The sequence below is a fragment of the Streptomyces sp. LUP47B genome (assembly GCF_001746295.1).
GTDB lineage: Bacteria > Actinomycetota > Actinomycetes > Streptomycetales > Streptomycetaceae > Streptomyces.
The window spans coordinates 179,603-195,388 of sequence record NZ_MJAH01000009.1 but is presented as its reverse complement, the minus strand read 5'-3'; the positions used below and the strand labels follow the sequence as shown (position 1 = coordinate 195,388).

14 protein-coding genes are annotated in these 15,786 nt (G+C 69.7%); 5 read left to right on the top strand and 9 right to left on the bottom strand.

Translation table 11 applies throughout. The features are described 5' to 3' along the window. Window positions 1-2: 2 nt before the first annotated feature. From BFN33_RS27140 to BFN33_RS27105, 8 genes are read right to left on the bottom strand one after another with little or no spacing between them, the layout of a single operon-like run. Window positions 3-1,997 carry an NADH-quinone oxidoreductase subunit L gene (locus tag BFN33_RS27140; protein WP_069762786.1) on the bottom strand — a complete coding sequence of 665 codons (1,995 nt, stop codon included), beginning with the start codon at window positions 1,995-1,997 and terminating at the stop codon, window positions 3-5. Then, complete coding sequence (gene nuoK, locus BFN33_RS27135; protein ID WP_069762785.1) at window positions 1,994-2,401, bottom strand: NADH-quinone oxidoreductase subunit NuoK; 408 nt, start codon at window positions 2,399-2,401, stop codon at window positions 1,994-1,996. The genes BFN33_RS27140 and nuoK overlap by 4 nt, the downstream gene beginning before the upstream one ends. Then, window positions 2,401-3,093, bottom strand: a complete 693-nt coding sequence (locus BFN33_RS27130; protein ID WP_069762784.1) for an NADH-quinone oxidoreductase subunit J — start codon at window positions 3,091-3,093, stop codon at window positions 2,401-2,403. Before BFN33_RS27130 ends, nuoK begins: the two co-directional genes overlap by 1 nt. Next, a complete protein-coding gene (locus BFN33_RS27125; RefSeq protein ID WP_069762783.1) occupies window positions 3,090-3,662 on the bottom strand; it encodes an NADH-quinone oxidoreductase subunit I in 573 nt (190 codons plus the stop codon). Before BFN33_RS27125 ends, BFN33_RS27130 begins: the two co-directional genes overlap by 4 nt. A gap of 2 nt (window positions 3,663-3,664) precedes the next feature. Further along, window positions 3,665-4,633 carry a complex I subunit 1 family protein gene (locus BFN33_RS27120; RefSeq protein WP_069762782.1) on the bottom strand — a complete coding sequence of 323 codons (969 nt, stop codon included), beginning with the start codon at window positions 4,631-4,633 and terminating at the stop codon, window positions 3,665-3,667. Beyond that, a complete protein-coding gene (locus BFN33_RS50220; RefSeq protein ID WP_079141030.1) occupies window positions 4,630-6,747 on the bottom strand; it encodes an NADH-quinone oxidoreductase subunit C in 2,118 nt (705 codons plus the stop codon). The genes BFN33_RS27120 and BFN33_RS50220 overlap by 4 nt, the downstream gene beginning before the upstream one ends. Beyond that, on the bottom strand, window positions 6,744-7,397 hold the full coding sequence (locus BFN33_RS27110; RefSeq protein ID WP_069762781.1) for an NADH-quinone oxidoreductase subunit B: 654 nt from the start codon (window positions 7,395-7,397) through the stop codon (window positions 6,744-6,746). Before BFN33_RS27110 ends, BFN33_RS50220 begins: the two co-directional genes overlap by 4 nt. After that, window positions 7,388-7,810 (bottom strand): NADH-quinone oxidoreductase subunit A, encoded by a 423-nt coding sequence (locus tag BFN33_RS27105; protein ID WP_057607955.1) that lies wholly within the window; start codon window positions 7,808-7,810, stop codon window positions 7,388-7,390. The genes BFN33_RS27110 and BFN33_RS27105 overlap by 10 nt, the downstream gene beginning before the upstream one ends. A gap of 221 nt (window positions 7,811-8,031) precedes the next feature. Between BFN33_RS27105 and BFN33_RS27100 the strand changes: the two genes are divergently transcribed. From BFN33_RS27100 to BFN33_RS27080, 5 genes are all read left to right on the top strand, one after another. Continuing rightward, entirely contained in the window at window positions 8,032-9,255 is a 1,224-nt protein-coding gene (locus tag BFN33_RS27100) for a sensor domain-containing protein (protein ID WP_069762780.1), read from the top strand. A 112-nt stretch (window positions 9,256-9,367) separates the two neighbouring features. After that, entirely contained in the window at window positions 9,368-10,711 is a 1,344-nt protein-coding gene (locus BFN33_RS27095) for a sensor histidine kinase (RefSeq protein WP_069762779.1), read from the top strand. A 417-nt stretch (window positions 10,712-11,128) separates the two neighbouring features. Further along, entirely contained in the window at window positions 11,129-11,788 is a 660-nt protein-coding gene (locus tag BFN33_RS27090) for a response regulator transcription factor (protein WP_305144233.1), read from the top strand. A gap of 277 nt (window positions 11,789-12,065) precedes the next feature. Then, window positions 12,066-13,994, top strand: coding sequence for a 2-oxoacid:acceptor oxidoreductase subunit alpha (locus BFN33_RS27085; RefSeq protein ID WP_069762777.1), 1,929 nt, complete (start codon window positions 12,066-12,068; stop codon window positions 13,992-13,994). After that, on the top strand, window positions 13,987-15,066 hold the full coding sequence (locus tag BFN33_RS27080; protein WP_069762776.1) for a 2-oxoacid:ferredoxin oxidoreductase subunit beta: 1,080 nt from the start codon (window positions 13,987-13,989) through the stop codon (window positions 15,064-15,066). The genes BFN33_RS27085 and BFN33_RS27080 overlap by 8 nt, the downstream gene beginning before the upstream one ends. Before the next feature lie 183 nt (window positions 15,067-15,249). Here BFN33_RS27080 and BFN33_RS27075 read toward each other — a convergent pair whose 3' ends face one another. Then, window positions 15,250-15,783, bottom strand: coding sequence for a DUF6082 family protein (locus BFN33_RS27075; RefSeq protein WP_256122883.1), 534 nt, complete (start codon window positions 15,781-15,783; stop codon window positions 15,250-15,252). Between the last annotated feature and the right edge of the window lie 3 nt (window positions 15,784-15,786).

The following is a 15,786-nucleotide window of genomic DNA, read 5'->3' as shown; positions in this document are numbered from 1 at the left end:
GCTCACGCTCCCGTGGCGACGAGGACGACGGCGACCGCGAGGACGACGGTGCCGGCGAGCAGCGCGCTCACATAGGTCTGCAGATTGCCGGTCTGGGCCCGTCGTACGGCGGTGCCGAGCCAGCGGGGCAGTGTTCCCGCGCCGCGTACGTAGGTCTCGACGACTTCGCGGTCCAGGAACCGGACGAGGGTGGCTCCGGCCTGGACCGGGCGGACGAACAGGGCCGTGTACAGGGCATCCAGGTGGAAGCCGACGGCCGCGTGGCGGTGCAGTGGGCCGAGCAGCAACCGTCCGGGGTCCGCGGGGTCGGGCGCGTAGGCCACGTCTCCGTATGCGGGCTCATGGGCGGCGATGGCCTCGGCCTCGACCAGTCCGGCGTCGCCCTCGGGGTGGGCGGCGACCGCACCCAGCGGGACGCGGGCCGTGACCGCACTGGTGTGCCGCCAGGCCGCGTAGGTGACGATGCCGCCGATCAGAGCCACGCCCGTGCCGACGACGGAGGTGGTGAGGGTCGGGGTGAGGTCGCGGCCGTCGAACCAGTCGGGCAACACACGGTAGGAGAACGCGCCGAGGGCGAGGGACGGGGCCGCGAGGACCCAGAGGACCACGGTCATCGTCAGCGGCTGACGTCCGTGGTCGGGTGCCTCGGTGCCCCGCCCGCGGAACGCCAGCAGCCACAGCCGCGTCGCGTAGGCGGCGGTGAGCAGGGCCGTGAGGAGGCCGGCGACGAGGGTGATCCAGCCTGCGGCGCCGGGGGCGTTTTCGGTGTGGCCGGTCGCGACGTGCTCGGCCGCGCCGAGGACGGACTCCTTGGAGAAGAAGCCGCTGAAGGGCGGGATCGCAGCGAGCGCGAGGAGCGCCACGGTCATCGTCCAATAGGCGTCGGGGACACGGGCGCTCAGGTCCTTCATACGGGACATGGCGGCCAGGGAGTTGGTGCCGGCCGCGTGGATGACCACGCCGGCCGCGAGGAACAGCAGCGCCTTGAAGGCGCCGTGGGACAGGAGGTGGAAGACGGCGGCACCGCGGTCGCCGACGGCGAGGGCGCCGGTCATGTAGCCGAGCTGGCCGATCGTCGAGTAGGCGAGGACACGCTTGATGTCGTCCTGGGCGAGCGCGGCGAGACCCGAACCGATCATCGTGACGGCGGCCATGACGGCGAGGACCACCATCGCGGCCTGGGAGGCCTCGAAGACCGGGAGGAGACGGGCGACGAAGTAGACACCGGCGGCAACCATCGTCGCGGCGTGGATCAGCGCGGAGACGGGCGTGGGGCCCGCCATCGCGTCGGGGAGCCAGGTGTGCAGCGGGAACTGCGCCGACTTGCCCGCCACTCCCGCGAGAAGGAGCAGGGCGATCACGGTCGGGTGGTCGAGCCCGCCGTGCGCGACGGTGTCGAGGACCTTCGTGATCCGGAAGGAGCCGGCGTCGGTGGCCAGGGCGAACAGGCCGATGAGGAAGGGGACGTCACCGAGCTTGGTCACCAGGAATGCCTTGAGGGAGGCGGCGCGGGCCTCCGGGGTCTCCCAGTAGTGGCCGACCAGGAAGTACGAACAGATGCCCATGATCTCCCAGCCGACCAGCAGCACGATCAGGTCGCCGGAGTAGACGACGAGCAGCATCGCGGATGTGAAAAGCGAGACGAGAGCGGCGTAGGAGGGGTAGCGCGGGTCGTCACGCAGATAGCCGGTCGAGTAGATCTGCACGCAGGTGGCGACGAAGGCCACCAGGACGGCGACGAGGGCGGCGAAGCCGTCGATGTACAGGGCGAGTTCGATCGGGACCGAGCCGGTCGGGGTGAGTTCGGTGGCCGCGTTCACCGTCTGGTCGCCGCCCTCGCGTACGGCGACCACCGCGGCGAGCGCAAGGGCGACCAGGGGCGGCAGAACGGCGAGCGGACGGACGAAGCCGGGGGCTGTGCGGCCCAGGAGCAGGCCGGCCACCGCGCCCAGGAAGGGAAGGAGAGGGACGAGGACGGCGAGGGTGGTCGTGGTCACGCGGTGGCCTCAGCCTTCCCGGTCCGCCCGGACTCTGCGGCCTTTTGGGCCGTGCGGGCGTCGTCGTCGGAGGTGTCGGGGTCGTGGCCCTCGGCTGTGTCGCGGAGCTTGTCGATGTCGGCGGTGCCGCGGTTGCGGTGGACGGCGAGGACGATCGCGAGGCCGATGCCGATCTCGGCGGCGGCGATGGCGATGGTGAACAGGGTCAGGGCCTGGCCGGAGTGCAGGGTCTCCTCGGCGGCCCTGCTGAGCCAGACGTCGAAGGCGACCAGGTTCAGGTTGACGGCGTTGAGCATCAGCTCGACCGACATCAGGACGAGGATCGCGTTGCGGCGGGCCAGGACGCCGTAGAGGCCGGTGCAGAAGAGGAGGGCGGAGAGTACGGCGGGATAGGCGAGGTGCATCAGCGGGCGCCTTCCTGCTCAGTCGACTCGGTTCCCCTGGCCGACTCGGTTCCCGCGACCGGCTCATTTCGCCCGATCGTGTGATTGCGGGAATCGGGGACGGATGGGGAACTACCGGTCGCGGCTCGGGAGTTCACAGGGGGAGAGCTCGACTCCGCCTTCGCCTTGCGGGACAGGACGATCGCGCCGACCAGCGCCGCGAGGAGCAGGACGGAGAGGGCCTCGAAGGGGAGGACCCAGTTCTGGAAGAGGCTCGCGCCGGTTACTTCGGTGGAGCCGGCCGCGGGGCCGTCCAGGTCGATCCAGGTGGTACGGAAGGCGTCGACGACCACCCAGACCAGAGCGGCCGCTGCGGCAAGGGCCACGACGAGGGCGGCCCAGCGGTTGCCGGAGTCGGCGTCCGGGGAGCGGCCGATGGGGGCCCTGGTGAGCATCAGACCGAACAGAAGGAGGACGACGACGGAGCCGACATAGATGAGGACCTGCACCCACGCGATGAACTCGGCGGTGAGCAGGAGGTATTCGACGGCGAGGCCGCCGAGGGCCACCACCAGCCACAGGGCGGCGTGTACCAGCTGCTTGGTGGTGACGGTGATGATCGCGGCTCCGAAGGTGGCCAGGCCGACGAGCAGGAAGGCGATCTCGACGCCGGTCGGGGAGAGGAAACCGTGCGCTGCCTGGGCGAGGGTCACGACTCTTCCCCCTGGGGATCGTCCGACGGGGCCCGCTCGGCCTGGGCCGCCGCCGCCAGCTTCTCGGCGGTCTTGCGGGCGGCGGCGATCTCCTTCGGTTCCTCGGCGCCGGGGTCGAGAGCCGGTGGGGCCGGGACGGTCCACATCCACTCGCGGAGCTTGTCCCGCTCGTGGGTGAGGTCGCGGATGTCGGTCTCGGCGTACTCGAACTCCGGGGACCAGAACAGGGCGTCGAAAGGACACACCTCGATGCAGATACCGCAGTACATGCAGAGGGAGAAGTCGATGGCGAAGCGGTCGAGGACGTTGCGGCTGCGTTCGCGGCCACCGGGGGCCGCCGCCGGGACCGTCTCCTTGTGGGAGTCGATGTAGATGCACCAGTCGGGGCACTCACGGGCGCACAGCATGCAGACCGTGCAGTTCTCCTCGAACAGGCCGATCACCCCGCGGGTGCGGGGCGGGAGGTCGGGCTGGGCGTCGGGGTACTGCTCGGTGACGGTCTTCTTCGTCATCGTGCGCAGGGTGACGGCCAGGCCCTTGGCCAGACCGGAGCCAGGAATGGGGGCCATGGTTACTGGATCACCACCTTGACGATGCCGGTGAGGGCGATCTGGGCGAGGGAGAGAGGTACGAGGAGGGTCCAGGAGAGTTTCTGGAGCTGGTCCTCGCGCAGGCGGGGATAGGTCACGCGGAGCCAGATGACGACGAAGGCGAGCACGGCCGTCTTGAGCAGGGTCCAGACCCAGCCGAGTCCGTCGGCGCCCCAGGGGCCGTGCCAGCCGCCCAGGAAGAGGACGGTGGTCAGGCCGCACAGGACGACGATTCCGGCGTACTCGGCGAGGAGGAACAGGGCGAAGCGCAGGCCGGTGTACTCGGTGTAGGCGCCGAAGATGATCTCCGAGTCGGCGACCGGCATGTCGAAGGGAGGGCGTTGGAGTTCGGCGAGGCCGGCGATGAAGAAGACGATCGCGCCGACGATCTGCCAGGGCAGCCACCACCACTCGAAGGCGTCGAGGATGCCGGGGAGGGAGACGGTTCCGGCCGCCATCGCCACCGAGGCGGCGGTGAGCAGCATCGGGAGTTCGTAGGCGAGGAGCTGTGCGGCGGTGCGCAGGCCGCCGAGGAGGGAGAACTTGTTGGCGGAGGCCCAGCCGGCCATGAGGGAGCCGAGGACGCCCACGCCCATCACGGCGAGCACGAAGAACACGCCCGCGTCGACGACCTCGCCGACGGCGCCCTCGCCGGGGCCGATCGGGATGGCGAGCAGGACCAGGAGGTAAGGCAGGAGGGCGACGGCGGGGGCGAGTTGGAAGATACGGCGGTCCGCGCCCGCCGGTACCACGTCTTCCTTCTGAGCGAATTTCACGCCGTCCGCGACGAGTTGGGCCCAGCCGTGGAAGCCGCCGGCGTACATCGGGCCCAGGCGGCCCTGCATGTGGGCCATCACCTTGTGCTCGGTCTGGCCGATGATCAGGGGCAGGGTGAGGAAGACGACGAAGACGATCAGGAGTCGCAGGGCGACGTCGAGAGCGTCGTTCACTGCGGGCCTCCTGCGGGCTTGTCGGGAGCGGGGGTGTGAGCGTCGGGGGTGGAGGGCTCGTTGGGGTTCGGGTCCTCGGAGGCCTGGGCGGCGTGGTCGGGACTCGGGGCAGTGCCATCTGGGCGTTCCGGGTCCTGGGACTCCTGGGACTCTTCGGATTCCTCGGGAGCCTCAGGAACTTCGGAAGTCGGGGGGCGCCCGGAAGTCTGGGGGTGCTCGGGGACCTTGGATTCCTCGGCGGTCGTGGACTCCTCGGAGGTGGTGGATTGCCCGGAGGACGGTTCCCCGGAGGACGGTTCCCCGGAAGCCGGCGGCTCCTCCGGAACGTCGCGACCACCGGAAGCCGACGGCTCCTCGGCAACCTCGAGGTCTTCGGAAGTTCCGGGATCTTCTGGTGCCGTGGAGGCTCCCGAAACCGTGGGCCTTTGGGAAGCCTTGCGCACCTCGGACTCCACGGGGCGTTCGGAGGCCCCGGGGCCCTCGGGGTGCTCGGAGACGCCGGGGCCCTTGGGGTGCTCGGAGACGCCGGGGCCCTCGGCCCGCTTGGAGACTCCGGTGTCCTCGGGATGCTCGGAGACGCCGGAGTCCCGGGACGCGGAAGACCCCTCGGGCGCCCCGGCATCCCCGGACACAAAGGACCGCTCGGACACCCCAACATCCCCGGACGCAGAAGACCCCTCAGACACCCCGGCATCCCCGGACGCAGAAGACCGCTTCACTTCCGGGTCGTCGAAAGCCGGGCGGGCGTGGTGCCACGGTGCGTCCGGGCTGCGAGGGGTGGTGGGCGGCTTCGGCGGGGCGGGGTTCGTGCCCGCGTCGTCGGTCGACGGCTCGGTCTGGGCCGCCGCCGCGCGCTGACTCGCGGAACCGCTCGAGGCGGTACGCGCCCGGCGAGGTCCGGCCGGTGCACCGCCCGTCGTTCCCGGACGCTGAAGTGCGGGGGCGCGTGACGTCGGGGAGTCCGAGGGGGGTGCGGGCGAACCCTTCCCCTGGGCGTCCGACGAGGACGCGGGCAAGCCGGTTGCCGGAGCGTCGGAATCGGGCGCGCCGCTGGCTGGGGCGGCCGAACCGGCGCCGGTGTCGTCGGTATCCGGTGACGCCTGGCTGGCCGAGCCCTGCGCAGCGCTACGTGTGCGCCGGGTCACGCCCGTCGGCGAGGCGGTGGGAGCCCCCTCCGTCGCCCCGGGCGTGGTCTGGCTCGCCGAACCCTCGGCCGCCGCACGCGGCCCACGCGGCCCAGCCCCCGAAGCGCCCCTCGCACCCGCCGCCCCGGGCACCCCCGCCTGACTCGCCGAACCCTCCCCCGCCGCACGCGGCCCACGCGGCCCAGCCCCAGACGACCCCTGACTCGCCGAACCCTCCCCCGCCGAACGTGCCCGCCGCGAACCAAGCCCCGCAGCCCCGGACGCGCCCACCGCATCCGCCGCGTCCGCCGCGACCTCCCCCTGACTCGCCGACCCCTCCCCCGCCGTACGCGCCCGGCGGACCGGGCGGTCGCCCGTGGGGCGGCCTGCTGTGCGGGTGGGGCGGGTCGGGGCCGGGGGGAGTTGGCCCTTGAGGGGGCCCCATTCGTTCGGGTCGGGGACTCCTGGCGGAAGCATCTGGCGGCGTTTGGGGCCGCCGTGTTCGGACTCGCCCGGTTCCTTGGCGCCGGGCCAGGCCTTGGCGACGCGGGCGGCCAGGACGAAGTCCTTGCGGAGGGGGTGGCCCTCGAAGGTCTCCGGCAGCAGGAGGTGGGCGAGGGAGGGGTGGCCCTCGAAGGTGACGCCGAACATCTCGTGGGTCTCGCGCTCGTGCCAGGCGGCACCCGCGTAGATGTCGACGGCGGTGGGCAGCACCGGGGTCTCGTGGGAGATCGTCGTACGCAGGAGCAGGCGTCGTACCGGGGAGAGGGCCGCCACGTGGGCCGCCACGCGGAAGCCCGTGCCCGGTTCGTCGACGGCGCTGAGCCAGTCGAAGTAGGTGCAGCCGAGTTCGTCGCGGGCGACGCGCAGTGCCGTCAGCCAGGTGGTTGGCGGGACGTCCACGGTCAGGACCTCGTACGACTCCTCGGCGGTGGCCTCGGGACCGAAGAGTTCCTCGGCGGGGGCGGGCAGCCAACCGACGCCGGTCACCGTGACTCCCCCTCACCCGAAGTCGAAGTCGAAGTCGGCGCAGGCGGCTTCACCAACCCGCTCTGCAGCACAGCCGCCGACGGACCCGCCGTCGTCGGACGCCCCGCCGACGCCCCGTACCGCTCCTCCAGCGACTCCCGGGCGATCTTCTCCTGGAGCTTCAGGATTCCCTGGAGCAGGGCCTCGGGGCGGGGCGGGCAGCCGGGGACGTAGACGTCGACGGGGATGATCTGGTCGACGCCCTTCGTCACGGAGTACGAGTCCCAGTACGGGCCGCCGCAGTTGGAACAGGCGCCGAAGGAGATGACGTACTTGGGCTCGGGCATCTGCTCGTACAGACGCTTCACCGCCGGTGCCATCTTGTCCGTGACCGTGCCGGAGACGACCATCAGGTCGGCCTGGCGCGGGCCCGGTGCGAAGGGGATGACGCCGAGGCGGATGAAGTCGTGGCGGGCCATCGACGCGGCGATGAACTCGATGGCGCAGCAGGCGAGACCGAAGTTGAAGACCCAGAGGGAGTACCGGCGGCCCCAGTTGAGGATCACCTTCATCGGCTCGGGGGCCAGGCGGGCGAGGGCGCCCAGCCGTTTCGGCTCCGGGAGCAGAACGGGCTCCGTGGCAGCGGAGTCGACCGCAGGGTTCACGTCCATGTCAGGACACCCTTCTTGTACGCGTACAGCAGTCCCACGGCGAGGAAGCCGAGGAAGATGAACATCTCGACGAGGGTCGTCGCGCCGTAGCCGGGTGCCGCGAAGACCGTCGCCCACGGGAACAGGAAGATCGAGTCGACGGCGAAGATGACGTAGAGGAAGGCGTAGACGTAGTAGCGGACCTGGGTGTGGGCCCAGCCCTCACCGACGGGGTCGACTCCGCACTCGTACGTCAGGAGCTTCTCCGGGGTGGGCACCACGGGTCGCAGCAGACGGCCGGCGCCGAAGGCGACCGCGACGAACAGCACGCCGACGACGGCGAGCAGTCCGACGACCGAGTACGACTGGAAGTAGTCCGCCGCGACGACGGTCGGATCGACGACGGTTGCATCGACGACGGTCGGTTCCGGCACGTCCGCCCCTCACTCCCTGTGAGCACGCTGAACACAGTGGTCACGCTGAACACCACTGTTCGACGATCTGTACGCACGGGAGTCTAGGCCCTGATAAAGAGACGGTAAGCAGCCCGTCACCCCAGGAAAGCCGTCCGAAAGGCCGGGGTGGGGTTTTCCCCCGTAAGCCGCGGCGGTACGCCTCATGGCGCACGGCGGTGCGGGGCGGCACGCTAACCCATATGACCGAACGCCATTCGTCCCCGAGCCGCGCCGTGACCACCGGCAGACACGGCGGAACCGACGACGGCCGGCCGCCGCCGGCCCGTTTCGCCTACGACGTGCACACCTGGAAGGAGATCGCGCATCTCCTGGCGAACCTTCCGGTGTCGATCCTCGGCTTCACCTACGTCGTGACGGTGCTGTTCACCGGTTTCTGGCTGACCGTCACGGTGATCGGATTCCCGCTGCTCGCGGCGGGTCTGCTGGGCGCGCGGCAGCTGGGCAAGCTCGAGCGGGCGCGGGCCCGGGCCCTGCTCGGGGTGCGGGTGGACGAACCGAGCCGCCTGCCGTGGCGCACCAGGAACGGCGGCAACGGCTTCTTCGCCCAGCTGTGGATGGGGGTGAAGGACCCCGTGGGCTGGCGGACGGTGCTGTACGACTTCATCCGGCTGCCCTGGGGGGTGCTCACCTTCACCATCACGCTGACCTCGTTGTTCGTGCTGTGGCCGGTCCTGCCGTTCATCGCGCGGGGGCTCGCCAACGTGGACCGGGCGATGGTGCGCGGTCTGCTGTCGCCCTCCGACGAGCTGGAACGCCGTATCGCCGAACTGGAGTCGGACCGGGGGGTCGTGGTGGACGCGGCCGCGTCCGACCTGCGGCGCATCGAGCGGGATCTGCACGACGGGGCGCAGGCCCGGCTGGTCAACCTGGCCATGGGCCTCGGCCTCGCGAAGGAGAAGCTCCTGGAGGACCCCGAGTACGCGCAGGCGATGGTCGAGGAGGCGCACGGCGAGGTGAAGCTGGCGCTTCAGGAGCTGCGGGATCTCGCGCGGGGCATCCATCCGGCCGTACTGACCGACCGAGGCCTCGACGCGGCGCTGTCGAGCGTCGCCTCGCGCTGCACGGTCCCGGTGAAGGTGACCGCCGACCTCGACGCGCGCCCGGTGCAGGCGATCGAGGGGATCGCCTACTTCACGGTCTCCGAGCTGCTCCAGAACGTCAGCAAGCACAGTGGGGCCCGGTCGGCGTCGGTGGACGTGTGGCGCTCGGAGAACCGGCTGCTCATCCAGGTGTGGGACGACGGCCGCGGCGGGGCCCGGCTCGACGGGGGCACCGGCATGCAGGGGCTCGCGGAGCGCCTGGACGCGGTCGACGGGCTGTTCGTCATCGACTCGCCGCCGGGCGGGCCGACGGTCGTCACTGCGGAGCTGCCGTGGCGGGACCGCGGCCTGGAGAAGGGGTAGGGAAAACCCCCCTTTCAAGAGGCCGACGGACTCCATGGTCCGTTGAGCTGCGGCCCAGCAGGGTGGAGATACGACACGACAGGCGCGGGACGAGAGACGAAGGACGACGTCGATGGCCACGGACTACGGGTACGACAGTGGGCTCGGGTTCCCCGAGACGGTACGGCGGCACCGGGTGCCGGCCGGGCTGCGGGCGCCGTTCGAGGGACGGACCTGGCGGGAGTTCGGCTATGTGCTGCTGAGCCTGCCGATCAGCATCGTGATGTTCACGTACGCCGTCACGATGATCTCGCTGGGCGCGGGTCTGCTCGTGACCTTCCTGGGGATTCCGGTCTTCGCGGCCGGGCTCGCCGGATGCCGTGGGCTCGGCGCGCTGGAACGGGCGCGGGCCAGGGGGCTGCTGGGTCTGGAGGTCGGGGATCCGGAGCCGCTCAGGATGCGCAAGTCCGGGTTCATGGCGTGGATGGGGGCGGTGCTCAAGAGCGGGACGTCGTGGCGGACGCTGCTGTACTCGGTGCTGCACCTGCCGTGGGCGACGTTCTCGTTCGTCGTCGCGGTGAACTTCTGGGTGTACGGCTGGGCGCTGCTGACGTATCCGCTGTGGTTCTGGGTCTTCCCGGCGTACGTCGGTCAGGACGGGCTTCAGCTCTACGGCGACCAGAGCCACCACATCTACCTGGACAACCCGTTCGAGATCGGTGTGACCGCGCTGGTGGGACTGTTGTTCACGCTGGCCACGCCGTGGATCGTGCGGGCGCTGACGATGGTGGACCGGGTGATGGTGCAGGGGCTGCTCGGGCCGACCCGGCTGTCGGCGCGGGTGGTGGAGCTGGAGTCCGACCGGGGGGTCGTGGTGGACACGGCGGCCGCGGACCTGCGTCGGATCGAGCGGGATCTGCACGACGGTGCGCAGGCTCGGCTGGTGGCGCTGGCCATGGATCTGGGGCTGGCGAAGGAGAAGCTCACGGAGGATCCCGCCGCGGCGGCGCGGATGGTGGACGAGGCGCACGGAGAGGTGAAGACGGCGCTTCAGGAGCTGCGGGATCTGGCGCGCGGGATTCATCCGGCGGTGCTGACCGACCGGGGGCTGGACGCGGCGCTGTCTGCCGTGGCTTCCCGGTGCACGGTGCCGGTGCAGGTGGAGGTGGATCTGCCGGCCCGGCCCGCGCCGGCGATCGAGGGGATCGCGTACTTCACGGTGTCGGAGCTGCTGCAGAACATCAGCAAGCACTCTCGGGCGACGCTCGCCGCGGTGGATGTGTGGCAGGTGGAGAACCGGTTGATGCTGCAGGTCGTGGACAACGGGGTGGGTGGGGCCGATGTGTCCTCCGGGTCCGGTCTTGCGGGGTTGGCGGAGCGGCTGGACGCGGTGGACGGGATCCTGGTGGTGGATTCGCCGGTCGGTGGGCCCACCCGGGTGACGGCGGAGTTGCCGTGGCGGGGCGAAGGCGTGTGACGGGTACGGCGTGAGAGGGCGGTGGGGGTTGTTTTCGCCCCCGCCGCCCTCACTCGTTCCCCTCCCCAGGGCCTGCCGCCCCTTGGACCCCGCGGGGACACCGCCGAGCGGCGCGGCCCTCTTGCCCACCGGGCTGCACCCTCCCCCCTCCAGCGCGACCCCGCCCCGACCCGTCGCGGGACTTCCCCCCACACACACCCGGCCTCCGCAAAGGACGGGCATCTCTCGGCCCCCGGCGAACCCCCTGGCGAAGATGGCCGGATTTCGGGCGTGACCCCGTGTTATCGGGTCCTTGTTCGTATTCCTGGGCCCTAATCCCGTTGCCCGCGCCCGCCCGGATCCGAATGCTGGAATGCTGGACTTGTCCAGCGGGTGGACAGGGAGTGGGCTGGGGGGCCGAGAGTCGTGGAGGACAGGGTGCGGGTGGTCATCGCCGAGGATTCAGTGCTGCTGAGGGAGGGCCTGACCCGGTTGCTGACGGACCGCGGGCACGACGTCGTGGCCGGTGTGGGCGACGGGGAGGCGTTGATCAAGACCATCGGTGAGCTGGACGCTCAGGGCGAGCTGCCCGACGTCGTCGTCGCCGATGTGCGGATGCCTCCGACGCACACGGACGAAGGCGTGCGAGCCGCCGTACAACTGCGCAAGGCACATCCCGGTCTCGGGGTACTCGTACTGTCGCAGTACGTGGAGGAGCGGTACGCCACCGAGCTGCTGGCCGGGTCCAGTCGCGGGGTGGGGTATCTGCTCAAGGACCGGGTCGCGGAGGTGCGTGAGTTCGTGGACGCGGTGGTGCGGGTGGCCGAGGGAGGTACCGCCCTCGACCCCGAGGTGGTCGCTCAGCTGCTGGGACGCAGCCGTAAGCAGGACGTGCTCGCCAATCTCACCCCCCGGGAACGGGAAGTCCTGGGGCTCATGGCCGAGGGGCGCACCAACTCGGCGATCGCGCGGCAGCTCGTCGTGAGCGACGGGGCCGTGGAGAAGCATGTCAGCAACATCTTCCTGAAACTCGGACTGTCCCCGAGCGACGGAGACCACCGGCGGGTGCTGGCGGTGCTGACCTACCTGAACACCTGACGATCTGACACCGTGTCAGATATCGGGGTGGCGGCCAGTCAGCGGGATACAGGGCCGCCCGGGACCGAGAACCGAGGAACGATGAGGGAGCGTCTTCAAGGAGAGCGCCGGGGGGGGGCGAGTAAATCATGACAATTCAGGGCGTCGTACCGTCTCAAAAGCTCATCCATCATGCGGATGGCCGAGGGAAGGCGACCCCTGCGGTCGTAGGGTTGATCCTGGGAAGGCCTGCGGGAAGGCCGCTCCCGAACAGCCGCCCAGAGGGAGGTCCAGTTCAGTGACCAGTCAGGTCAGCAGCCCAGCGGAGCAGGCCGACGAAGCCGTCGCAGGAGAGCAGCGCAAAGAGGCCGGCGTGAAGGACGTCCGCCGCCTCGACCGGGTGATCATTCGTTTCGCGGGCGACTCCGGTGACGGGATGCAGCTCACCGGGGACCGTTTCACCTCGGAGACGGCGTCCTTCGGCAACGACCTGTCCACCCTTCCCAACTTCCCCGCCGAGATCCGGGCCCCTGCCGGAACCCTGCCGGGTGTCTCCTCCTTCCAGCTGCACTTCGCCGACCACGACATCCTCACGCCGGGTGACGCGCCCAACGTGCTGGTGGCAATGAACCCCGCCGCCCTCAAGGCCAACATCGCCGACCTGCCGCGCGGCGCGGAGATCATCGTCAACACGGACGAGTTCACCAAACGGGCGATGCAGAAAGTGGGGTACGCGGCCTCGCCGCTGGAGGATGGATCGCTCGACGGTTACAGCCTTCATCCGGTCCCTCTGACCACGCTGACCGTCGAGGCCCTCAAGGATTTCGACCTCAGTCGCAAGGAGGCCGAGCGCAGCAAGAACATGTTCGCGCTCGGCCTCTTGTCGTGGATGTACCACCGGCCCACCGAGGGCACGGAGAAGTTCCTGCGGACGAAGTTCGCGAGGAAGCCGGAGATCGCCGAGGCGAACCTGGCCGCCTTCCGGGCGGGCTGGAACTTCGGCGAGACCACCGAGGACTTCGCCGTCTCCTACGAGATCGCCCCGGCGACCAAGGCCTTCCCGGTGGGCACCTACCGCAACATCTCCGGGAACCTCGCGCTGTCCTACGGGCTGGTCGCCGCGTCCCGGCAGGCGGACCTGCCGTTGTTCCTGGGCTCGTACCCGATCACGCCGGCCTCGGACATCCTGCACGAGCTGAGCAAGCACAAGAACTTCGGCGTACGGACCTTCCAGGCCGAGGACGAGATCGCGGGCATCGGCGCGGCCCTGGGCGCGGCCTTCGGCGGCTCACTCGCGGTGACGACGACCTCCGGGCCGGGCGTGGCCCTGAAGTCGGAGACCATCGGTCTCGCGGTCTCCCTGGAGCTGCCGCTGCTGGTCATCGACATCCAGAGAGGCGGCCCGTCCACCGGTCTGCCGACCAAGACCGAGCAGGCGGACCTGCTGCAGGCGATGTTCGGGCGCAACGGCGAGGCGCCGGTGCCGATCGTCGCCCCCTGCACCCCGGCCGACTGCTTCGACGCCGCTCTGGAGGCGGCCCGGATCGCGCTGACCTACCGCACGCCGGTGATGCTGCTCTCGGACGGCTACCTGGCCAACGGCTCCGAGCCCTGGCGGATCCCGGAACTCGACGAACTCCCGGACCTGAGCGTGCAGTTCGCACAGGGCCCGAACCACACCCTGGACGACGGCACCGAGGTGTTCTGGCCCTACAAGCGCGACCCGCAGACCCTCGCCCGCCCGTGGGCGGTGCCCGGCACACCCGGTCTCGAACACCGCATCGGCGGGATCGAGAAGGAGGACGGCTCGGGCAACATCTCCTACGCCCCGGCCAACCACGACTTCATGGTCCGCACCCGCCAGGCCAAGATCGACGGTATCGACGTACCGGATCTTGAAGTGGACGATCCGCACGAGGCGCGCACGCTGGTGCTGGGCTGGGGATCGACGTACGGGCCGATCACGGCGGCCGTGCGGCGGCTGCGCACGGCCGGCGAGTCGATCGCGCAGGCCCACCTGCGCCACCTCAACCCCTTCCCGCGCAACCTGGGCGCGGTGCTGAAGGCGTACGACAAGGTCGTCATCCCGGAGATGAACCTGGGGCAGCTCGCCACGCTGGTCCGGGCGAAGTACCTGGTCGACGCGCACAGCTACAACCAGGTCAACGGCATGCCGTTCAAGGCCGAACAGCTCGCCACGGCTCTCAAGGAGGCCATCGATGGCTGAGACGTCCACGGAAGGCACGGGCACGATCGAGGCGCTCACGCTGGTCCCCAAGGCCGAGGCCCGCCAGAGCATGAAGGACTTCAAGTCCGACCAGGAAGTGCGCTGGTGCCCCGGCTGCGGTGACTACGCGATCCTCGCCGCCGTCCAGGGATTCATGCCGGAGCTGGGGCTGGCCAAGGAGAACATCGTCTTCGTCTCCGGCATCGGCTGCTCGTCGCGGTTCCCGTACTACATGAACACCTACGGCATGCACTCGATCCACGGCCGAGCGCCGGCGATCGCGACGGGCCTGGCCTCCTCGCGCCGCGACCTGTCGGTGTGGGTGGTCACGGGCGACGGAGACGCGCTGTCCATCGGCGGCAACCACCTCATCCACGCCCTGCGCCGGAACGTGAACCTGAAGATCCTGCTCTTCAACAACCGGATCTACGGCCTGACCAAGGGCCAGTACTCCCCCACCTCCGAGGTCGGCAAGATCACGAAGTCGACGCCGATGGGTTCGCTGGACGCGCCCTTCAACCCGGTGTCCCTGGCCATCGGGGCCGAGGCGTCCTTCGTGGCACGGACGGTGGACTCGGACCGCAAGCACCTCACCTCGGTGCTGCGGGAGGCGGCCGCCCATCCGGGCACCGCGCTGATCGAGATCTACCAGAACTGCAACATCTTCAACGACGGCGCCTTCGAGGCCCTCAAGGACAAGCAGCAGGCCGAGGAGGCGGTGATCCGCCTCGAACACGGGAAGCCGATCCGCTTCGGCGCGGACCTCTCCAAGGGCGTCGTGCGGGATACGGCGACCGGCGACCTGAAGGTGGTCACGGTGACCCCGTCGAACGAGGCGCAGATCCTCGTCCACGACGCACACTCCGCCTCCCCGACGACCGCCTTCGCCCTGTCCCGCCTGGCCGACCCGGACACCCTCCACCACACCCCGATCGGCGTCCTCCGATCGGTGGACCGCCCGGTGTACGACACCCAGATGGCGGACCAGCTGGACGCGGCGATCGAACAGAACGGCAAGGGGGATCTGGGGGCGCTGCTGGCGGGTGGGGACACCTGGACGGTCGTGGGCTGACGGAGCGGGAGAGAGAACTGACGGCCCGGATGCAGTACTGCATCCGGGCCCTTCGCCTGTCACACGTCGGAGGTGTCCCTTGTGGCACAGCGGTGGGGCCCGCGGGTGATCATGACCTTCGTATCCATGGTTTGACTGCCCCTCCGCTTGGGCGGATCACCATGACAACGGGTCAGGACTTGGTCAGTCGGTCGTTGGCTCAGATTCGGGACCGACAATCCACCACTCCTCCAGATCTTCGAGCCGCTCCTTCATGACTGCATCGACAGCCCGTCCCGTCCTGGCCTCAAGCGAGTCCGGCGGCAACTGCCGCCGTTGTTCGGACGTAAGACGCCAATATTCGACGAAGACCGAGTTCATGCTCAACACCTTCAGTTGTCCTAGCAGTTCACTCCGGTCCATGTCGCCGATTCTGTAGGACAGCAGAAGCAGGCCGTAATGACGGTTCGCGAACAGCATCTGGCGACGCATGTTCTCAGTGGTACTGGTCAAGGTGCTCAAAGAAGCGGCAAGCACCGGATCATCGAGCGACCGGTCCATCTGTTCGACGTATAAGAACTTGGTCTGGATCAGATTCGCTCGGTGCATTTCCTCCGCGACACGGAAGAGCCCGTCGGCCATGCGACCGAACACACAGACCAATTCACGAAGAAGATCCTCCTGCTGCGGTATGGCCATCACAACACCCCCTAATGCGAGGGTGCCCGGTCCGCACAAGGC

Bases quoted from the DNA above. Each gene is read 5' to 3' on its own strand.
- nuoK (WP_069762785.1), bottom strand. From the start codon at position 2,401: ATGCACCTCGCCTATCCCGCCGTACTCTCCGCCCTCCTCTTCTGCACC.
- BFN33_RS27125 (WP_069762783.1), bottom strand. From the start codon at position 3,662: ATGGCCCCCATTCCTGGCTCCGGTCTGGCCAAGGGCCTGGCCGTCACC.
- BFN33_RS27110 (WP_069762781.1), bottom strand. From the start codon at position 7,397: ATGGACGTGAACCCTGCGGTCGACTCCGCTGCCACGGAGCCCGTTCTG.
- BFN33_RS27100 (WP_069762780.1), top strand. From the start codon at position 8,032: ATGACCGAACGCCATTCGTCCCCGAGCCGCGCCGTGACCACCGGCAGA.
- BFN33_RS27095 (WP_069762779.1), top strand. From the start codon at position 9,368: ATGGCCACGGACTACGGGTACGACAGTGGGCTCGGGTTCCCCGAGACG.
- BFN33_RS27080 (WP_069762776.1), top strand. From the start codon at position 13,987: ATGGCTGAGACGTCCACGGAAGGCACGGGCACGATCGAGGCGCTCACG.